17 protein-coding genes are annotated in these 21,185 nt (G+C 27.8%); 1 reads left to right on the forward strand and 16 read right to left on the reverse strand.

Annotated elements, in window-relative coordinates; all coding sequences use genetic code 11:
- Positions 1-182 precede the first annotated feature (182 nt).
- The 14 genes from Q0V09_RS01060 to Q0V09_RS01125 all read right to left on the reverse strand — a co-directional run bounded on the left by Q0V09_RS01060 (position 183) and on the right by Q0V09_RS01125 (position 14,665).
- A complete protein-coding gene (locus tag Q0V09_RS01060) occupies positions 183-659 on the reverse strand; it encodes a hypothetical protein (protein WP_297407188.1) in 477 nt (158 codons plus the stop codon).
- Positions 660-670: 11 nt separating this feature from the next.
- A complete protein-coding gene (gene yqeH, locus Q0V09_RS01065; RefSeq protein WP_297407190.1) occupies positions 671-1,786 on the reverse strand; it encodes a ribosome biogenesis GTPase YqeH in 1,116 nt (371 codons plus the stop codon).
- A 10-nt stretch (positions 1,787-1,796) separates the two neighbouring features.
- Positions 1,797-2,696: a tyrosine-type recombinase/integrase gene (locus Q0V09_RS01070; protein WP_297407192.1), complete on the reverse strand. Its 900-nt coding sequence runs from the start codon at positions 2,694-2,696 to the stop codon at positions 1,797-1,799.
- A gap of 14 nt (positions 2,697-2,710) precedes the next feature.
- Positions 2,711-4,027, reverse strand: coding sequence for a methylenetetrahydrofolate--tRNA-(uracil(54)-C(5))-methyltransferase (FADH(2)-oxidizing) TrmFO (gene trmFO / locus Q0V09_RS01075; RefSeq protein ID WP_297486796.1), 1,317 nt, complete (start codon positions 4,025-4,027; stop codon positions 2,711-2,713).
- A 56-nt stretch (positions 4,028-4,083) separates the two neighbouring features.
- Positions 4,084-6,357, reverse strand: coding sequence for a type I DNA topoisomerase (gene topA / locus Q0V09_RS01080; RefSeq protein ID WP_297406138.1), 2,274 nt, complete (start codon positions 6,355-6,357; stop codon positions 4,084-4,086).
- Positions 6,358-6,432: 75 nt separating this feature from the next.
- The gene (dprA, locus tag Q0V09_RS01085) at positions 6,433-7,500 is read right to left on the reverse strand and encodes a DNA-processing protein DprA (RefSeq protein ID WP_297406130.1); all 1,068 of its coding nucleotides are present in this window, start codon (positions 7,498-7,500) and stop codon (positions 6,433-6,435) included.
- 13 nt (positions 7,501-7,513) lie between these two features.
- Positions 7,514-8,137: a tetratricopeptide repeat protein gene (locus tag Q0V09_RS01090; RefSeq protein WP_297406131.1), complete on the reverse strand. Its 624-nt coding sequence runs from the start codon at positions 8,135-8,137 to the stop codon at positions 7,514-7,516.
- Positions 8,134-9,339, reverse strand: a complete 1,206-nt coding sequence (xseA, locus tag Q0V09_RS01095) for an exodeoxyribonuclease VII large subunit (protein ID WP_297486770.1) — start codon at positions 9,337-9,339, stop codon at positions 8,134-8,136. Before xseA ends, Q0V09_RS01090 begins: the two co-directional genes overlap by 4 nt.
- A 10-nt stretch (positions 9,340-9,349) precedes the next feature.
- Positions 9,350-11,323 (reverse strand): excinuclease ABC subunit UvrB, encoded by a 1,974-nt coding sequence (gene uvrB / locus Q0V09_RS01100; protein ID WP_297406133.1) that lies wholly within the window; start codon positions 11,321-11,323, stop codon positions 9,350-9,352.
- A gap of 59 nt (positions 11,324-11,382) precedes the next feature.
- Positions 11,383-12,057 carry a methyltransferase gene (locus tag Q0V09_RS01105; protein WP_297406134.1) on the reverse strand — a complete coding sequence of 225 codons (675 nt, stop codon included), beginning with the start codon at positions 12,055-12,057 and terminating at the stop codon, positions 11,383-11,385.
- 3 nt (positions 12,058-12,060) lie between these two features.
- Positions 12,061-13,011 carry a stage 0 sporulation family protein gene (locus Q0V09_RS01110; RefSeq protein ID WP_297406135.1) on the reverse strand — a complete coding sequence of 317 codons (951 nt, stop codon included), beginning with the start codon at positions 13,009-13,011 and terminating at the stop codon, positions 12,061-12,063.
- 113 nt (positions 13,012-13,124) lie between these two features.
- On the reverse strand, positions 13,125-13,421 hold the full coding sequence (locus tag Q0V09_RS01115; protein WP_297406136.1) for a rhodanese-like domain-containing protein: 297 nt from the start codon (positions 13,419-13,421) through the stop codon (positions 13,125-13,127).
- A gap of 12 nt (positions 13,422-13,433) precedes the next feature.
- Complete coding sequence (locus Q0V09_RS01120; RefSeq protein WP_297486772.1) at positions 13,434-13,937, reverse strand: flavodoxin; 504 nt, start codon at positions 13,935-13,937, stop codon at positions 13,434-13,436.
- 2 nt (positions 13,938-13,939) lie between these two features.
- Positions 13,940-14,665, reverse strand: a complete 726-nt coding sequence (locus tag Q0V09_RS01125) for a tRNA threonylcarbamoyladenosine dehydratase (protein WP_297406910.1) — start codon at positions 14,663-14,665, stop codon at positions 13,940-13,942.
- A gap of 161 nt (positions 14,666-14,826) precedes the next feature.
- On the opposite strand from Q0V09_RS01125, the gene htpG reads away from it, so the two are divergent.
- A complete protein-coding gene (gene htpG / locus Q0V09_RS01130) occupies positions 14,827-16,641 on the forward strand; it encodes a molecular chaperone HtpG (protein WP_297486775.1) in 1,815 nt (604 codons plus the stop codon).
- A 30-nt stretch (positions 16,642-16,671) separates the two neighbouring features.
- Here htpG and Q0V09_RS01135 read toward each other — a convergent pair whose 3' ends face one another.
- Both Q0V09_RS01135 and ppdK read right to left on the reverse strand, forming a co-directional pair.
- Positions 16,672-18,606, reverse strand: a complete 1,935-nt coding sequence (locus Q0V09_RS01135) for a fructose-1,6-bisphosphatase (RefSeq protein WP_297406914.1) — start codon at positions 18,604-18,606, stop codon at positions 16,672-16,674.
- A 2-nt stretch (positions 18,607-18,608) separates the two neighbouring features.
- Positions 18,609-21,179: a pyruvate, phosphate dikinase gene (ppdK, locus tag Q0V09_RS01140; protein ID WP_297486778.1), complete on the reverse strand. Its 2,571-nt coding sequence runs from the start codon at positions 21,177-21,179 to the stop codon at positions 18,609-18,611.
- Between the last annotated feature and the right edge of the window lie 6 nt (positions 21,180-21,185).

Here is a 21,185-nt window from a genome sequence, read left to right on the forward strand (position 1 = left end):
TGGACACTTTACACATGTTCCTAATTTTTCCTTTGGACACACTCTTTGTTTTAACATTCTTCCTTTATCAATGACTAATACCTTTAACTCTTTATTTTTTTTTATAGCTTCATAGGCTCCAAAAACCCCCGCTTGTCCTCCACCTAAAAAAATAATATCATACATCATATTCCTACCTCCGTTTACTGTTTGAACCAGTTGACTTTTTCTATATATATTTTATCTGGAAGATTTGGATGAATCTCTCCAGTATTTCCTTTTGAATCATAGTTCCATCCTCCTCTTTCAGTAATATTGCTAAAATCTTGTATATTATAAACTTTATTTGATGCTACAATTGAATTACTTCCATAAGTTTTTGCTAATATTTTTCTGCCATATACATCTGCAAAAGATATCATCTTTCCATTCTTATCTTTATAATCTAATAAATTTAAATTGTTATTAACTCCATCTTTTGATAAATTAGGATAGGTTCCAGTTAATTGATAATATTTCTCTAACGCTATTCTTATTTCTTTTGTATTTCTTATAGTTTCATCAATTTTATAGGTTCCAGTTAAATCATCTATTCCCCTCATAGCTAATGTTATAAACACAATAGTCACTATAATATTTATAATCCAATTTAAAAAAACTATTTTTCTATTCTCTCTCATAATAAAACCTCTTATTTTCTTTTTGGTTTTATAAATGCATCTCTTATTATTATCTCTCCATCTTTTGGAGCATAAACTTCAACTGATAATGGTCCTCTTTTTACAGATAACCAACCAAGACCTTTAAATACCAATTCTTCCCCTTGATTTACTGTATATGTTTTTGATTTTTTTTCTATTTTATCAAAAGCATCCTTACATTTTTCACAAGGTGGTGTTAAAAATCCATCTTTTTGTAATAACTCTTCTGCTTTTTCCATATTTGTTTCATGGAACATAACATCCTTTGAAGCATATAATGAGAATATTGGTGTTAATTCATCATCATTTAATATTCTTAACTTTACCATTCCACCCATTAATATAACTCTATCTTTTTGAACTTTAAATGTCTTTCTAGAAATTTCATTCGCTGGAATTAAACTTTGATTACACTCTTGACATACAAAATCTGAAAATCTTCCCTCTGGAATTAATCCTGGAGTATCTATTACTGTTATTTTAGTGTAAGGTATCTCTGTTTCAACACTTTTAAGTGTTGTTCCTGGGAATTTAGAAACAGTTCCTTTTTTAGTTCCTGTTAATTTATTAATTATGCTAGATTTTCCAACATTTGTTGCTCCTAGTATTAATGCCTTTGCTCCATTTGGATAGAAATGTTTAACTTTTTTTAGTATTCCATTTATTCCATAGCCATTTTTAGAACTTACAATAGCTACATCCAATGGGGAAATCCCCTCTTCTCCAAGTCTTCCTTTTACCCAATCTGCAACCTCTGAAGGATGTTTCCCATCAGGAATTAAATCTAACTTATTTATTACTATTATTGAATCCGTCTCTCTTAATATATCTAAAATTTCATCATCAAAAGAACCTTCAAAATCTATAATATCAAATACAGGAAGAGCTACATCTACTCCTACTAAGCTTCTTCTAACTTCTTCTCTATAATCATCTTTTGTCATTTCTACTGGTAAATATTCACCATAGTTTTTTATTTTAAAACATCTTTGACATAATAAATCTTTAGATTTCCCATCTAAAACTGATGTTGGTAAATACCCATTTAATTTTGGATTTTCTCCTTGTAATTCTATTCCACAACCTGTACATTTTTTCTTACTCATAAACTCTCCTTTAAACGTTACTTATATCTATTAAACTACTTCTTCTTTTTTTCTCAAGTGCATCTATATATATTTTTGTTGATTCTATATTACTGTGTCCTAACAACTTTTGTAATTGACTTATTCTCATTCCATGTTCTAACATATGTACTGCAAATGTATGTCTAAAGCTGTGAGGACTTATCTCTTTTGTTATTCCAACTTTCAAAGCATATCTGTCTATTAATCTTCTCAGAGATCTATCGCTCAATCTTCCTCCAGAAGCATTAACAAATAAAATCTCTTTTTTATATTTTTGTTTTAATTTATCTTTTTTTGCATTAACATATCTTTTAAAATATTCTTTTGTTCGTTCACTAAAATAAACTACTCTAGATTTTTTAAAGCTTGTTACAACAACTTCTCTCTCTTCTAAATCAAATACATCTTCTCCAAGCCCTAAAAGTTCTTGTGATGTTATTCCACTAGAGTACAGCAATTCTAATATTAATCTATCTCTTATTTGATGATAATTTTTCATTTCAATTCCATCTCTTAGCATATTAATCTCTTTTAAAGACAGAACTTCTGGTACTCCTTTTTCATAACTAGGAGAAATAATCAATAATGTAGGATCTTTTTTTATTTTATTATTTTCTCTTAAATATTTAAAAAACGATCTAAAAGATGATATCTTTCTATTTATAGATCTTTTTCCTACGTTCTCTTTTTGAAGTTCTATAAAAAACTCTCTAAATGTAAATGTATTAATGTCTTTTAATTCATTTAAATCTTTAGATTTTAAAATATAATCATTAAATTTTACTAAATCTATTCTCAATGATTTAATTGTATTTAAACTTTTACCTTCTGCAAATTCACAATAATATAAAAAATTCTTTATTTCTGTTCCTAAGTTAAGGGCACCCATTAATTATACTCCTTTTAGTTCATATCTTCAGATAATTTTTCTTCTAGATATTCTAAAGCTATAGTCGAAATTTTATTATACTTTTCTTTCTTATCTCTAATTCTCTCATCAAGAGATTTTATAACTCCAAAATTTGGACCCATTGGTTGAAAATTCTTTTTCTCTTCTGTTATATATTTTATAATAGCACCTATAGAACTTCTATCATCTAATATTAGTGGTTTTTTATTTTCAAACTTTCTAATAATATTTATAGCAGCTACTAATCCTGTTGCCATTGCACAAACATATCCTTCTCCACCAGTTATTTGCCCTGCAAAATATATATCTTTATTTTTCTTTAGATTTAATTCAGGTGTCAAAAGTTTTGTAGAATCTATAAATGTATTTCTATGCATAACTCCATATCTTACAAACTCCGCATTTTCTAATCCTGGAATCATAGAGAATATTCTTTTTTGTTCTCCAAATTTCAAGTTAGTTTGGAATCCAACTAAATTATATAATTTTCCATCTTTATCATCTTGTCTTAGTTGTACTACTGCATGATCCCATTTATCTCCTTCAGTTTTTGGATTTACAAGACCTTTCGGTTTTAGTGGTCCAAATAATAAAGTTTTTATTCCTCTTTGAGCTATTCTTTCCACAGGCATACATGCTTCAAACAATTTTTCCTCTTCAAATTGTTTTAAAGGTACTCTTTCCCCTGTAATTAGTGCATTATAGAAAGTTTCATATTCCTCTTGATTCATAGGACAATTTATATACTCTCCATCACCTTTTCCATATCTTGACTGATAATAAACCTTATCTTGATCAATTGATTCTAATGTCACGATTGGTGCTGCTGCGTCGTAAAAATAAAGATATTCTTGGTCTAACATTTTCATTATATCTTTTGATAAAGCTTCTGATGTTAAAGGCCCACTTGCCACTAAAACAACTTTATCTTTAGGAATCTCTTTTAGCTCTTCATTTATAATCTCTATATTTTCCATAGCTTTTAACTTTTCAGTTATTATTTCTGAAAATCCTTCTCTGTCAACTGCTAATGCTTGTCCTGCAGGAACCTTAGTTTGATCTGCCACTTCAATTAGTAAAGATCCCATTCTTCTCAATTCCTCTTTCATTAGTCCAGAAGCATTTCCTAAATGATCTCCTCCTAAAGAATTACTACAAACTAGCTCTGCAAATTTTTCGCTTTTATGAGCTTCTGTACTTACCTTCGGTCTCATTTCATATAATTTAACTTTAATTCCATGTTTTGCCAATTGGTATGCAGCTTCTGATCCAGCAAGTCCTGCTCCGATTACTATTACTTCTTTATCTATCATCTATTCTCCTTTATTATAACATATAAAAGTCTCGCCTAAAAAGGCGAGTCTCTTTAGTCTTTTTTATCTAATTTTTTTATATTCTTACATTCTGGATACCCTGTACAAGCTAAGAATTTACCCCATCTACCTCTTCCGATTTTAAATGGTTTTCCACACTTTTCACAGTTCCCAGCATTTTTTAAAATCTCTTCCTCTTCTTTTTGTAACTTATCCATTATCCATTTTAATTGAACAATTCCATCTTTTTCCTCTATTTGATTATTCATCAACATTTTTTTTACTTCTCCAGGAAGAGATAATCTTTCGTTATCCTCTTTAAAGTTTTCACTTTCCAAATAACTCCCAAATCTTCCTAACTTTAGTAAAAGTTTACTTCCATTTTCAAGAGTCACATCTGTAGGTTTTCCTAATTTGATCCTCATTTGTTCCTCTACTAATGCTTTTACAGTTATTATCCCTTTTTTTACATCTTCAAGTGGTATATTAATACCTTTTAATGAATATTTTTCTTTACAATTTTCATCATCAGGACATGCTAAATATCTACCAAATCTACCATTTTTCATAACCATAAACCCTTTTCCACAAGGACAAGGCATATCTGAAGTTATTATTCTATTTGATTCCTCTTCAACTTTAGCTTTATATTTAACAAGATCTTTAGAAAGTTTAGAATAAAAACCATCTAAAACTTCTACTAATTCTTTTTTCTTCTCTTCAAGTTCATCTAAATCATTTTCTAAAGATGCTGTAAATTTTACATCCATAATATCTTTAAAATTATTTTCTAATATATTCTTTACTTCATATCCAAGTTCAGTAGGTACAAAACTTTTCCCTTCTAAATTTACATACTCTCTTTTTTTCAACGTTTCTATTATTGATGCATATGTTGATGGTCTTCCTATTCCTTCCGCTTCTAACTTTTTAACAAGGGAAGATTCTGTTAGTCTTGCAGGTGGTTTAGTCCAGTCCTCTTTTATAGTTAATTTTTTTAATTTTAACTTATCTCCCTCTAAAATATTAGGAAAATCTCCAAGTGGAAGCTCCTCTTCATCTTTAAATACTTTATAATATCCATCAAATAATATTTTATTTAAAACTCCTCTAAATTGGAAGTCATCTTTTTCTACAATTACTTCAAATTGTTCATATTCCATTGGAGCAAGTTGAGATATCATAAATCTATCCCAAATTAATTTATATAATTTATATTGATCTGGTGTTAAGTCTTTCTTTATTTTTTCTGGTGTTAAATATATCTCTGTTGGTCTTACTGCTTCATGGGCATCTTGTATCTTAGCTGTAGTTTTCTTTACTGTTGCTTTCCCTAAATATTCTTTTCCAAAATTTTCAAGAATATAACTTTTAGCCATTCCTTTAGCCTCTTCAGATATTCTTGTAGAGTCTGTTCTCATATAAGTAATTAAACCCTTTTGTGTTCCATCTATACTAATTCCTTCATATAACCCTTGAGCTACTGACATGGTTTTAGAAGCTGAAAATCCAATATAAGAAGATGATAATTGTTGTAAAGTACTTGTTTTTAATGGCAATGGTGGATTCTTACTTTTTTTACTTACTTTTGATCCAATTACCTCATACTCTTTTTTCAGTGTCTCTTGAACACCAAAAACTATATTTTCATCGGTAACTCTTTCAAATCTTTTTTTCTTTATTTTATAAAAAACAAGATTCATTTTATTTTCAAATTCACCTTTTATATCCCAAAACTTTTCAGGAATAAACTCTTTTATTTTATCCTCTAAATCACATATTAATTTAAGTGCAACTGATTGAACTCTTCCTGCACTTGTATTAGAAGATATTGTTTTCCAAAGTAGTGGACTTATTTCATATCCCACAAGTCTATCCAATATTCTTCTAGCTTGTTGAGCATTTACTTTACCTAAATCTATTTCTCTTGGATTTTTTATAGCTTCTCTTATTGCTGTATTAGTAATTTCATTAAATTCAATTCTATTGGCTTCTCCTTCATTTAATTTTAATGTTTGAGCTATATGCCAAGCTATTGCTTCACCCTCTCTATCTGGGTCAGATGCTAAATAAACTTTATCAGATTTCTTTGCCAAATCTTTTAGTGTCTTTATTATATCACCTTTTCCTCTTATTGTTGAGTAACTTGGTTTAAAATTATCTTCAACATCCACTCCTATTTTACTTTTTGGTAAATCCCGTACATGCCCAAAAGACGCAGTAACGTGAAAATTTTTACCTAGTATTTTTTCTATAGTTTTCGCTTTTGCGGGAGATTCTACTATTACTAAATTTTTTTTTGCCACTTTTTTCACCCCTAAGATTATCTCTATTTTATATTATTCGTTTTTAATTATATTAGAAAATGATAAAAAAATCAACTTTCCTTGATTTTTCAAGTATTAATTCTTTCTTATATAACATCCTCCTGGCAAACTTTGAATAAAGCCTTCTAGCTCTAACTCCATCAAATAACTAAGTAACTCACCTGTTGATAAATTAATTTCACTCTTTATTTCTTCTAAATTCATCTTTGTCTTTAAAATGTTAAAAATTTTATTTTTTTTACCTAAAGGTAGTTTTTTTTCATTTTCTAACTTATTTTTCTGTTCCCAACCATATTCTAATAAAATATCTTCACCAGTTAATATTAATTTTGCTTTTGAATCTCTAATTAAATTATTGCACCCTTTAGACATAGGAGAAAAAATATCTCCTGGAATAGCAAATATATCCCTTCCTTCATCTAAAGAGAATTCAGTAGTAATTAAACTTCCACCTTTTAATGGACTCTCTACAATTAAAATACCTTTTGATATTCCAGATATAATTCTATTTCTTATTGGAAAATTATATGGTTTAGGTTTTGTTCCCAATGGAAATTCAGAAATCACTAAACCTTTTTTTTCTATCTCTAATCTTTCTTTTTTATTTACTTCTGGATAAAATATATCTATTCCACAACCTAAAACAGCAATTGTATTTCCATTAACTTTTAAAGTTTCTTTATGAGCTATTATATCTATTCCCATAGCTAAACCACTAACAATTGTTATATCCGCACTTAATAAGTCTTTTATTATTTTCTTAAGAGCATTTTCTCCATATTTTGTGTTTCTTCTTGTCCCTACAACAGATAAAATCTTTTCACTTTTTAATAATTTTATATCTCCTTTAAAAAATAAAAATAATGGAGGTTTTGATATTTTTCTCAATAATTCAGGATACTCCTTATCATTTAAACATATTAATCCTATGCTTTCCTCTTTCATATATATTTTTAATTTTTCATACTCTTTTAAATCTTTTTTCGAATTTTGTATTAAATTAAAATCTCTATCACATTTTAAAATAGTTTTTAATTTATAGGAACTTTCATTTAATAACTCATTATACTCTTTATATATTCCCATTAAAAATCTTATTCTACTACTTTTTAATCCTGATACTTTTAATCTATACCATTCCATTTAACCTCCATACTTATCGTGCATAAGTTGATGTTAACATTGTGCTAATCTCTTTTGATTGAGGAAATTTTCTTCTTCCATCTTGTAAAATTTCTCTCGCCATATTAATATTTTTTTCTGCTAAATAAATATCACCAAGAGCTAAATATCCTTCTAATTTTGGAGTATAATTCATATATACTTGAATATCATCTATTGCCTTATTGTATCTTCCAATATCTCTATAAGCTAATCCTCTTCCAAAGTATGCCTCTTGCATTGTTGGATCTAAACTAATTGCTACACTATAAAAATCTATTGCCTTTTCATAATCACCAATTATTCTATATGAGGTTCCTGCTCCAAATAAATTTCTTGCACTATTTATATTTGAACTAAATATTTGCCCTGCTCTTTCATATTTTCTTTCTTTAAAATATTGATCTCCCAAATAAAAAACCTCACTTTCATTTGAGCTTATAGACACTAAATAGTTTTTAAAATAATCTTCATATTCTTTTAATATAACAGCTGTTTCATCTCTATCCTTAGAGTTTGTAATCTCTGTTTCATATATTTTTATTTGTTCTGGCCTTTGGTCAATTCCCATAGCTAAAGAACTAAGTAATATACATATTACTAATATAAATTTTTTCATACTTTTGTTATCTCCTTTACTTCACTAATAATTTTACCTGATTTTAAAATATTTTCTATTTCATCTCCTACTTTAACTTGGGAAGAATCTTTTAAAATTTGACCATTTATTTTAGTTATACTATAACCTCTTTTTAATATTTCCATTGGATTTAAAGAGATAGCTTTTTCTACTTTTATATCTAGCATATGTTCATAATTTTTTAGTATCTTCCCCATTATATTTTCTATTTTTTCTTCTCTCTTCATTAATTCATAATTTTTCTCTTCAATTATATTCTTAAAGTTTTTTAATATATAGTTTTTCTTAAAATTATTTATTTTTTCTTCTTTTTGAAGAAGCGTTCTTTTTAATTCTTTTTCCAAATATATTTTTTTATCCTCTAGTTTTTTTTCAATCTCTTTTTTTACAGGAATACAAATCTCTATTGCTTGAGTTGGAGTTGCAGCTCTTACATCACCTACTAAGTCACTTAATAAATTATCTATTTCATGACCCACTGCTGATATTATTGGTTTTTTACTATTAAAAAATGCTCTAGCTACACACTCTTCATTAAATGCCCACAAATCCTCAACACTTCCCCCTCCACGACCTGCTATAATCAAATCTATTTCAGGAATTTTGTTAAGTGTTTCAATTCCTTTTACAATCTCCTCTTTTGCCCCAATCCCTTGAACTTTTGCAGAATATATATATATATTTATATTTTCAAATCTTTTTCTTGTAGTATTTATAATATCATGAAATGCAGCTCCTGTATATGCTGTAACAACACCTATATTTTGAGGATATTTTGGAAGTTGTTGTTTATATAGCATTGAAAATAGACCCTCTTTTTCAAGTTTTTCTTTTATTTTTTCTAACTTAGCATACATCTCTCCAAGTTTATCCTCTTTTTCTATATGTCTTACTAAAACTTGAAAGTCTCCACGGTTTTCATAAAATCCAACATCACCAAATATTTTTACTGAATCTCCCTCTTTTAAAGTTTCAGATATCTTCTTATATTTATAATTAAAAGCTGCACATTTTATCTGGCTCTTACTATCCTTTAGTGTAAAGTATAGGTGTCCGCTTTTATAATAAGTTACAGAAGATAACTCCCCCTTTAAAAAAAACTCTTGAAAATATTCATTATTTTCAATAAATCCTTTTACCATCTTATTAAACTGTGTTACTGTATATATTCTCTCTTCCATACATAGCTCCTTATATCTCTAACAATAACATTTTCAAATTTTTCATCTCTTCTCTTTTTTCTATTGCTTTTTCAAAATTTAATTCTTGAGATAACTCTTTTATTTCTACAATTATTTTTTCTATTGCTTTTTCTATATCCTTTTTACTATTATAGTTTCTTAAAACACTTTTTACTTCACCTTTTTCATCTTCCCATACTAAAGCATTTTCAGAAACTTCTCTATAGATAGTTTTAGGTGAAATATTATTATCTATATTATATCTATTTTGTTTACGTCTTCTTCTTTTAGTTTCCTCTAAAGCATATTTCATCGAATCTGTTATTTTATCTCCATAAAAAATAACTCTTCCTTCAGTATTTCTAGCAGCACGCCCTACTGTTTGAACTAGCGATCTTTTACTTCTTAAAAATCCCTCTTTATCTGCTTCTAATATGGCAACTAATGAAACTTCTGGAATATCAAGTCCCTCTCTTAATAAGTTTATTCCTATTAATACATCTATCTTTCCTATTCTTAAATCTTTAATAATTTCTATTCTTTCTAATGTATCTATATCTGAATGCATATACTTCACTTTTATTCCTAAAGATATATAATATTCTGTTAACTCTTCAGACATTTTTTTTGTAAGAGTTGTTACTAAAACTCTCTCTTTTTTCTCTACATTTTTTCTGATCTCTTCAAGTAAATCATCCACTTGATTTCCTATTTCTCTCACTTCTATAATAGGATCTAAAATACCTGTAGGTCTTATTAGTTGCTCTGCTATATTTCCATCTGACATTTGAATTTCATAATCTCCTGGGGTAGCTGATACAAAAACTGTTTGCTTACAATTTTCTCTAAACTCTTCAAATGTTAATGGTCTATTATCAAGAGCTGATTTTAATCTAAATCCATTTTCTACTAAAGAAGTTTTTCTTGCTCTATCTCCATTATACATACCTCTTATTTGAGAAACTCCAATATGTGATTCATCTATATAAACAATAAAATCTTCTGGAAAATAATCCATTAAAGTACTTGGTTTTTCTCCCTCTTTTTTATTGGATAAATAACGAGAGTAATTCTCAATACCCTTACAATACCCTACCTCTCTTATCATCTCTATATCATAATCTGTTCTTTGTTTTAATCTTTGAGCTTCTAATAATTTCCCTCTATCTTCAAAACTTTTTACCTCTATATCTAAATCACTTTTTATCTCATTAATTATTCTCTCTTGTTCATCATTTCCTGTTACATATTGTGTTGCTGGAGATATTATTATTCTTTCAATGGATTTCTTTATTTTTTGACCACTCAAAGTATTTATTTCAGATATATTTTCTATCTCATCTCCCCAATACTCTATTCTATAACCTGTTTCCATATATGATGGATATATATCTAAAACATCACCTTTTACTCTAAATGTTCCTCTTTGAAAAGACATGTCATTTCTTTTATATCTCAGCTCTATTAATTTTTCTATTAATTTTTTTCTAGAATATCCAGTTTTTCTATCTATAGCTATTGTTAACTCCCTATATTTCTTAGGTGATCCAAGTCCATATATAGCAGATACTGAAGCTACTATTATTACATCTTTTCTATTTATTAAAGCTGCTGTAGCAGCATTTCTAAGTTTATCAATTTCATCATTAATAGACGAGTCTTTCTCTATAAATGTATCTGTTGAAGCTACATAAGCCTCTGGTTGATAATAATCATAATATGAAACAAAATACTCCACAGCATTTTCTGGAAAAAAATTCTTATATTCAGCATACAATTGAGCTGCTAAAGTTTTATTTGGGGCTAATATTAAAGCTGGTCTATTGGTTTCCTTTATTACATTTGCTATTGTAAATGTTTTTCCTGATCCCGTAACTCCAAGAAGTGTTTGATCCTTTATATTTTTATTCAAATTTTCAACTAAAATTTTTATAGCTTCTGGTTGATCACCTGTTGGTACATATTTTGATTTTAATTTAAACATAGTTTTTCCTCCAAACTATACTTTATTAAAAGAGGGAGAGTTTCCTCTCCCTGCTTTTCTTAATTATCATTTAAAAATATAGGAGTTTCTATTTTAAATATATTTTTTCTCCCTTTACTCGCTTCTACTAAAACTAAACTTGCATCTTTATCTTTTGAATAATGTACAAATCTTACTCTTTTAATAGAGAATCCATTTTTTTCAAGTTCATTTGCTATTTCTAAAAATCTATAACTTTTATGAACTAAAAAAAGCTCTCCTCTTGGTTTTAATAATCTTTTTGAATTAAGTATAAAATCTTTTAAATTTAATTTTATTTCATGCCTAGCAATACTTTTTATATCTTTTTCATTAATCTCTTTTCCATCTAATACCATATATGGAGGATTTGAAATTATATAATCATAAGTATTACCCTCTTTTATATTTTTTATATCCTCATTTACTAATTCTATAACCTCTTGCAGATTATTTCTTTTTATATTTCTCATTGCAAGTTCTGCAACTTCCTTTTGAATCTCAATTGCTTTTATTTTAGAGATCTTTTCTTTAGCGGCTAACAGTATCGAAACAATTCCATTACCTGTACCAATTTCTAAAATTTTACCATTTTTCTTTCCTTGAAAAAAGTCAGATAATAAAACTGCATCAGTTCCAAATCTAAATCCCTCTTTTCTTTGAATCAAAGTATAGCCATTATAGATATTAGCTACATCTTCATTTTCATAAACCATTCATTACTCCTTTTCTAAAACCTTATGTTGAAGCTCTTCTGTTGATAAAACATTTTGTAATTTCTTAGCTTCTTTTTTATTAAACTTTATCTCATCAATAGTTACTTTCATAATACCCTTTGATTCAACATCCACATATAAAAATCCATTTAAAGGACTAATACTCATTACCTTTCCTTCACCTTTTTGTGTTTTTACATATTGATTTACTGCTGGGTATACTCTCAGTGCTTCTTCATATTGTTTGTATTCATAATTAATACAACAAAGTAGTCTTCCGCAAACTCCAGATATTTTAGTTGGGTTTATAACAAGACCTTGATCTCTTGCCATTTTTATAGAAACAGAATCAAACTTATTTATAAATGTTCTACAGCAAAGTTCTTTTCCACATATTCCTATATTCCCTAATATTCTAGCTTCATCTCTTACACCAATTTGTCTAAGCTCTATTCTTAATTTAAAAATATTAGCCAAATCCTTTACTAAATCTCTAAAATCAATTCTTCCCTCTGCTGTAAAATAAAATATCAATTTTGTTTTATCAAAAGTAAACTCTGTTTCAATTAATTTCATAGGAAGCTTATGATGTTGAATTCTTTCCTTACATACCTTATAAGCCTCTTTAGCCTCATCTCTTAGAGCATCATACCTTTTTATCTCTTCTTTATCAGCTTTCTTTATAACAGGCTTTAAGGGAAGCACAAGAACTCTTTCCTCTAACATCATTGGATTACTATAAGCCATTCCTATCTCTTTACCTCTTATTGTATCTACAATTACTCTATCGCCCTTTTTATACTCTATATTATCTACTATTTCAAAACTATATCTTTTTTTTGTAGTTTCAAACATTACCCCTAGTATTTTATATAATTTATCAGGTGTCCCCACTACCTCTTCTTCTTCACTTATATCTATATTTCTATCTATTTCTAAATTTCCTTGTGTCATATATCCTCCCACGAAAATCTTATAATTCTATACTATAAATTATAACATATTTTTTAATTTTTTTAATCCTTTTATAAAAATAGCTGATCTAAAAAAATTCAGATCAGCTATTTTTATTTACTCCATGTTAAAATCCCCTCTTGAGAGTTATATACTTTTTTAAATCCATTATCTTGAAGGATTAAAGCTCCTGATTTAGATCTTACTCCACTTCTACAAAAAGTTACATAACTTTTTTCTTTATCCAATTCATTTAATCTTTCTGGCAGTTCATTTAATGGAATATGAATAGAATTTTCCAAATGCTTCTCTTGGTACTCTTCATCTGTTCTAACATCTAAAAGAGTGGCTGAATTATTTTTTAATAACTCTATTACTTCTAATTTTGATATAGTTTTATACTTTTCCATCTTCTCAACCTCCTAGTTAAATAAAGGTTTTATTATGTCTATCCAAGCTTTTATTCTATCTGGCGTTTCATTATCTTGGTTACTTTCATCTAAAGCTAGTCCTACAAATTTATTATCTATTACAGATTCAGTTTCTTCATATCTATATCCTTCAGTTGATGTAAACCCTATAACTTCTCCATTACATTTTATCACTGCATCATATAACTTTCTCATAGCTCCTACATAAGATTCTCCAAAAGCCAGTTGATTTCCAACACCAACTATTGCCACTTTTTTACCTTTTAAATTCTTATTTAATAGTTCGCTATAAACATTTTCCCAATCTGTTTGTAATTCACCCACACCATAAGTTGGTGACACTAAAATTAAATTTTCATAATCCTCTATATTGCTAATTCCATCTGCCACATTGCAGACATCATACTCTTCTCCTCTTAAATAAAATTCAATTTCATCAACAATCCCAGCTGTTATTCCAGATGTTGTTCCGTAAAATACTCCTAATTTTTTCATTGTTAATTTCCTCCAATATTTTTAAGTTCACAAATATCTTTTATTACTTCACTTGCAATTATTAACCCTACCACAGAAGGTATAAACGATATACTTCCTACATTATTTTGCTTTTCTCTATTTTCATCTATCTTCTTAGGTTTCATTGGTAACTCTTTAGAAAAAACAACCTTTACCTTTTCAATTTTTCTCCTTTTCAACTCTTTCCTCATCACTTTTGCTAAAGGACAAACAGATGTTTTACTTATATCTGCCACTTGAAACATAGTAGGATTAATTTTATTTCCTGTTCCCATTGAACTTATTATTTTTATTCTCAGTTCCTTTGAAATTGTTATTAAATCTAACTTTGCAGTTACTATATCTATAGCATCTACAATGTAATCATATTTTTTTTCTTGAGAAAAAAAATGATCTCTTTTATCCATAAAAAAAATTTCTTTATATATATTTATTTTTAAATTTGGATTTATAAGTAATACTCTCTCTTTAATAGCTTGAACTTTATCCATTCCCACTGTATTCTCTGTAGCTATTATTTGTCTATTTAAATTTGTAATATCAATCGTATCAAAATCAACAACTGAAAGCTCTCCTATTCCTGCTCTAACAAGAGCTTCAATAGCAAAACCACCTACTCCTCCTACTCCAAATACAATCACATGGGAGTTTTTTAGTTTATTTAAGTTTTCACTTCCTATTAATAATTCCGTTCTTTGAAAAATCATATCTACCTCATTTATATTCTTTACTAATTACATAAAGATTATATCTTATGAGACAATTTATTACAAGTTTTTTCTACCCTTCTTGACAAAATTACAAATTCCATGTTATATATTTTTTAGCTGGATTTTTTAAAGCTGTTAATTTTCAAGGAGGATTATCAATGAAAAAAGAAACTAAAATATTTCAAGCAGAAACAAAAGAGCTTTTAAATCTTATGGTTCACTCTATCTATACAAATAAAGAAATTTTTCTTAGAGAACTTATTTCAAATGCAAGTGATGCTATTGATAAATTAAAATTTAAAGCACTTACTGATACTCAAATTTTACAAGCAACTGAAAATTTAAACATTACAATTTCTATTAATAAAGATGATAAAACAGTTGAAATTACTGATAATGGAATTGGTATGACTTTTGAAGAAGTTGTTGAAAATATTGGTACTATTGCCAAATCTGGTTCTAAGGCATTCTTAAAATCTTTAGAGGATGCTAAAAAAAACGAAGATTTAAATATTATAGGTCAATTTGGTGTTGGTTTTTATTCTGCATTTATGATTGCAGATGAAATTACTCTATTAACTAAATCTCCTTACTCTGATAATGGTGTTAAGTGGTCATCTACTGGGGAAGGTAATTATGAAATAGAGGAAATTAAAAAAGAAAATAGAGGGACTTCTATTATTCTTCAATTAAAAGAAAGCGAAATAGAAGAGTTCTTAAATGAAGACAATCTTAAAAATTTAGTAAAAAAATATTCAGATTATGTTAAATATCCAATTTTAATCAATAATGAAAGAGTTAATTCTACAAAACCAATTTGGAAAATTCCTGAATCTGAAGTTAAAAAAGAGGACTATAATGAATTTTATAAATCTAATTTCCACGACTGGGAAGATCCAATGTTTAACTTTACATTTAAAGTTCAAGGAAATTTAGAATACTCTGCTCTTTTATTTATTCCTAAAAATCCACCCTACGATCTTTATACTAGAGAGTATAAAAGAGGATTACAACTATATACTAAAAACGTGTTTATCATGGATAAATGTGAAGAGTTAATTCCACAATACTTTAATTTCATTAAAGGACTTGTTGATACAGACGAACTTTCTTTAAATATCTCAAGAGAAATATTACAACAAACATCTCAGTTAAAAACAATTGCCAAAAATTTAGAAAGAAAAATAATTTCTGAATTTGAAAAAATAATGAAAAATGACAGAGAAAAATATATTGAATTTTGGGAAGTTTTTGGAAAACATATTAAATTTGGTATTCATGAAAACTTTGGTCTTAATAAAGATAAATTACAAAATTTAATTATATTCAAAACAACAAAGGATTATTCATATTCAAGTTTAAATGAATATGTTGATAGAATGCTCCCTGATCAAAATGAAATTTACTATGCTATTGGAGACAATATTGACATATTAAAAAATTCACCTAAAGTTATCAACGGTATAAAAAAAGGATATGAAATTCTATTACTAACTGATGGTGCTGATGAATTTGCTCTTAAAGCTATTGATTCTTATTGTGACAAAAAATTTATTTCAATTAATGACGTTTCTCTAGAAACAGAAGAGGAGAAAAAAGAAACAAAAGAATTAGAAGAAACTAACAAAAGTTTATTAAGTAAAATCAAAGATTCTCTTAATAATAAAGTTGCTGAAATTAAATTAAATCCCGAATTAGGTGATAGTTCAGTTTCTATGTCTTCTAAAGGCGAGGTTTCTTTAGAAATGGAAAAACTTTTATCTCAAATACCTGGAAATGAAGGTGTTAAAGCTGAAAAAGTTTTAGAAATAAATCCTAAGCACCCTATTTTTAAAAGATTACAAAATGCAAATGACGAAGAACTAAAAGATCTTTCTGATGTTTTATTCTGTCAAGGTTTACTTATTGAAGGATTCCCTATTGAAAATCCAATAGCTTTTGTTGATAAATTAAACTCAATTTTAAGTAAATAAAATAAGAGGTTGACCTTTTTTGGTCAGCCTCTACTTTATTATCCCCTTTTTATAACACTCTAATAATTTCTTTAAATCTTTAACTTGAGTTTTAAGTTCTTTTCCTATATCTGTATCTCTTACTTTTATTCTAGTATTTCTAATATCAATTATTTCACTTTTAGATTCTATATCTAAACAATTTTCTATTGAGTTTTTTATGCTTTCAAATGGTTTATGACACACTATTCTTTTTCCTCTAGAATTAAATATTAATGTATATCCTGCTATTCCTGTTGTAGGTTGATACGCCTTAGAAAACCCACCATCTATTAATAGAAGCTTTCCCTCTCCTCTTATTGGATTTTCACCATTCTTAACTTTTACAGGAACATGTCCATTAATTATATGTGCATATTCACTATCTATTCCAAACTCCTTTAGAACCCTTTCTAGTGGTTCTTTCTTCCTAGAAAATTCATAGTAATAATTATACTTTTCTTTATGTATTTTTTTATCTTCTATAAAATACCTTTCAAAAGTTCTCATTTTATCTTTTCCAAATAATGATGAGTTTTTCCCACACCACAAATACCAAATAAAATCTCTTGCTTCTATATTTTTTTCATGATAATATCCCAGTCTACAAAGAGTATCACAAATATCCAAAAGTTTTTTTCCTGAATATTTCTTTCCTAAAACATCTACCTCTTCAAATCCACCCATTTTGTCAAATGGAATACATCCATGAAACATTAAATTTTCATTTCTACATAGATATACGCTTCCATTTTCCAATAAAAACTTTATATGATGTTGTAATTTTTCACTATTTTTAAAACTTTTTACTAAGCCAACTAATACTTCTTCCTCTTCCTTTGTTAATACATAAGGATCATCTTTTATTAGTGTTTGAAATTTTTTATCTTTCAACTCATAATATTCACCATCAACCAACACTTTATTTTCAATAATTTTATCTAAAAACAATCGATCTTCCATATTAAAAGTTTTATTTCTTTTTATTATTTGACCCTCTAATTTAAATTGAATTATTGATATTGCTTTATGCATCTTTGATATTAATTCAGAATTTTTTTTATTTAACTCTTCTTTTACTTTTGGTAAAAATGATTTACAAGGATCATCCTTATAAATTTCCATAGCAAAACTGGCCAAAGGTAATAAATTTATCCCATAGCCATCCTCTAATATCTCTTTATTTGAATATCTCAAACATATTCTTATTGCATTCGCTATACACGCTTCTTGACCACAAGCAGCTCCTACCCACAATATATCATGGTTACCCCACTGGATATCTACATTATGATAATTCATTAACCTATCCATTATTTTATGAGGATATGCTCCCCTATCATAAATATCTCCAACTATATGTAAATTATCAATAACTAAATTTTGAATAAGATTACTTATTGAAATTATAAAATCTTTAGAACTTCCTATTGATATTATTGTATTTATAATTCCTTCTACGTAGTCTTTTTTATTTTCTTCCTCTTTTCTTTCGTATAATAGCTCTTGAATTATATATGAAAATTCATCAGTCATAGCCTTTGCCACTTTTGATCTTGTATACTTAGAAGAAACCATCTGTAAAATCTTTAAGATTCTACAGATGGTTTTTAAATACCATTCGTCCATATTTTTTTCTAAGCTACAAATTAAATCTATTTTTTCTTTAGGATAATATATTACTGTGGCTAACTGTTTTTTTTCTTTTTCTGATAATTTGTCTCCAAAATATCTTTCTATTTTATCTTTAATTACTCCAGAACAATTTTTTAACACATGATTAAAAGCCTCATACTCTCCATGAATATCACTTATAAAGTGTTCTGTCCCTTTAGGTAAAGATAAAATTGCCTCTAAATTTATTATCTCTGTTACTGTATCTTTTATTGTTGGAAAATTCCTAGATAACAGCTTTAAATATTTTAATTCTTCACTTTTTATATCCATTTCTACCCTCTTAATTTTAGTATTTTACTTTGAGCAGCAGCAACTATTGCGATGGGAACTCTATATGGTGAACAACTAACATATGACATTCCTAATGAGTTAAAATACTCTATACTTTTAGGATCGCCTCCATGTTCTCCACATACGCCTATTTTCATTTCTGGTTTTACTGATTTTCCTAAATCATTTGCTAAAGAGATTAATTTCCCCACTCCTCTTGTATCTATTGATTGGAATGGATCTCTACTTATTATTTTTTTATTTTTATACTCTCCTAAAAATTTAACAGAATCATCTCTTGAAAGTCCATATGTTGTTTGTGTTAAATCGTTAGTTCCAAATGAAAAGAATGCACTTTCCTCAGCTATTTCATTAGCTATTAAACATGCTCTAGGCAGCTCCATCATTGTTCCTAGTTTATAATCGATCTTTTCTTTTTTCTCTTCAAATGTTTTTTTAATTGTGCTTTCTATTCTTTCTTTTATATATTTAAATTCACTTATTCCACCTACAAAAGGAATCATCATTTCTAAATCAACATTTACACCTTCATCTTTACTTTCCATAGCTGATTCAATTATCGCTCTTGCTTGCATCTCATATATTTCTGGAAAAGTAACCGCAAGTCTACATCCTCTATGACCTAACATTGGATTCTCTTCTTTCAACTCTTTTATTCTAGTTTCAATATGTTCAGTACTTTTATTAATATATTTAGATAATATATTAACATCTTTTTCTGTTTTTGGCAAAAATTCATGAAATGGTGGATCTAAAAGTCTTATATTCATTGGTAATCCAGCCATATTTACAAACATTTCTTTAAAATCTTTCTTTTGTAGTATCAGTAATTTTTCTAAAGCCAAATCTCTTTCCTCTTTATTTTCAGCAATAATCATCTCTCTAACATTCCAAATTTTTTCCTCTTCAAAAAACATATGTTCAGTTCTACAAAGGCCAATTCCTTCTGCACCAAATTTTATTCCAACTAATACATCTGTTGGTGTATCTGCATTCATTCTAATTTCAAGATCTTTATTTTCTTTACACCATTCAAGAACTTTTTCTAAATCTCCATTCATTTCATCACGTCTTAATTTAATTTCTCCTAAATATATATCTCCATTATATCCATCAATTGATATAATATCTCCTTCTAAAACTTTTACTCCATTTATCATAAAAAATTGATTGCTTTTATCTATTTTAATATCTTCACAACCAGTAATACAACATTTTCCCATTCCTCTTGCTACAACAGCTCCGTGAGAAGTAGCTCCCCCTTTTACTGTTACTATTCCTTTAGCTAAACTCATACCTTTGATATCTTCTGGGGAAGTTTCCGTTCTCACTAAAATTACAGATTCTCCCTCTTTTACCCTTTCTGAGGAAAGAATTACTTTTCCCACAGCTACACCCGCTGAACCTGGTAATCCTTTCCCTAATGACTTTTTTCCAGCTATGTCACCCTCTTCAAATGTTCCGTTAAATAATTGAGGTAAAGTTTCTGTATCTATCATCATAATTCCTTTTTCTTTATTTATAACCCCTTCTTCAACCATATCAACAGCTATTTTTACAGCAGCGTTTGGACTTCTTTTTCCATTTCTAGTTTGTAATATATACAACTTTCCATTTTCAATAGTAAATTCAATATCCTGCATATCCCCATAATGGTTTTCTAATAATTTTGCTATTCTTACAAACTCATCATATACATTTGGCAATTGAGCTTGTAAATGAGCTATATTTTCAGGTGTTCTTGTTCCAGCAACAATATCTTCACCTTGAGCTTCTAATAAATACTCTCCAAAAATTATATTCTCTCCAGTTGATGGATTTCTTGTAAATGCAACACCTGTTCCTGACAAATTATTTAAATTTCCAAATACCATCTCTTGAATTACTACACCAGTACCCATTTTACTATCAATATTATGAATCTCTCTATATATTTCAGCTCTTTCATTATTCCAAGAATTAAAAATTGATTCTATAGCCATTACAACTTGTTCCTCTGGATTTTCAGGAAACTTTTCATTTGTTTCTTTCTCATATAAATCTTTATATAATTCTATTACTTTTGTTGCTCCATATTTTAAATTTTCCTCTTTAATTTCATGAAACTTCTCTTTATCTAATCCTTTTACTATTTCTGAAAACATCTCTATAAATCTAATATAAATTTCATATACAAATTTTTCATCATTCATTTTTACAATTAAAGCTTTTGCTGTTTTATCATTTAAACCTAAGTTTAAAATTGTATCCATCATTCCTGGCATAGAAACTGGAGCTCCCGACCTAACAGAAACTAAAAGTGGATTCGATCCTCCAAACTGTTTCCCTGTTTCTTTTTCTAATTTTATTAAACTCCCTTTGATTTCATCTTTTAAAGTTAAAGATAAGTTATTTTGATTTTTAAAATACTCATTACAAGCTAAAGTACTCACAATTAAACCATTAGGAATTGGTAATCCAATCCTCTTCATTTCAACTAAATTTGCACCTTTTCCACCTAAAATCATTTTCCCCAAATTATAGCTTTCTTTGAACAAATAAATATTTTTCATAACTAT

Origin of the sequence: uncultured Cetobacterium sp. (assembly GCF_947039425.1) — a bacterium.
Classification (GTDB): Bacteria; Fusobacteriota; Fusobacteriia; order Fusobacteriales; family Fusobacteriaceae; genus Cetobacterium_A.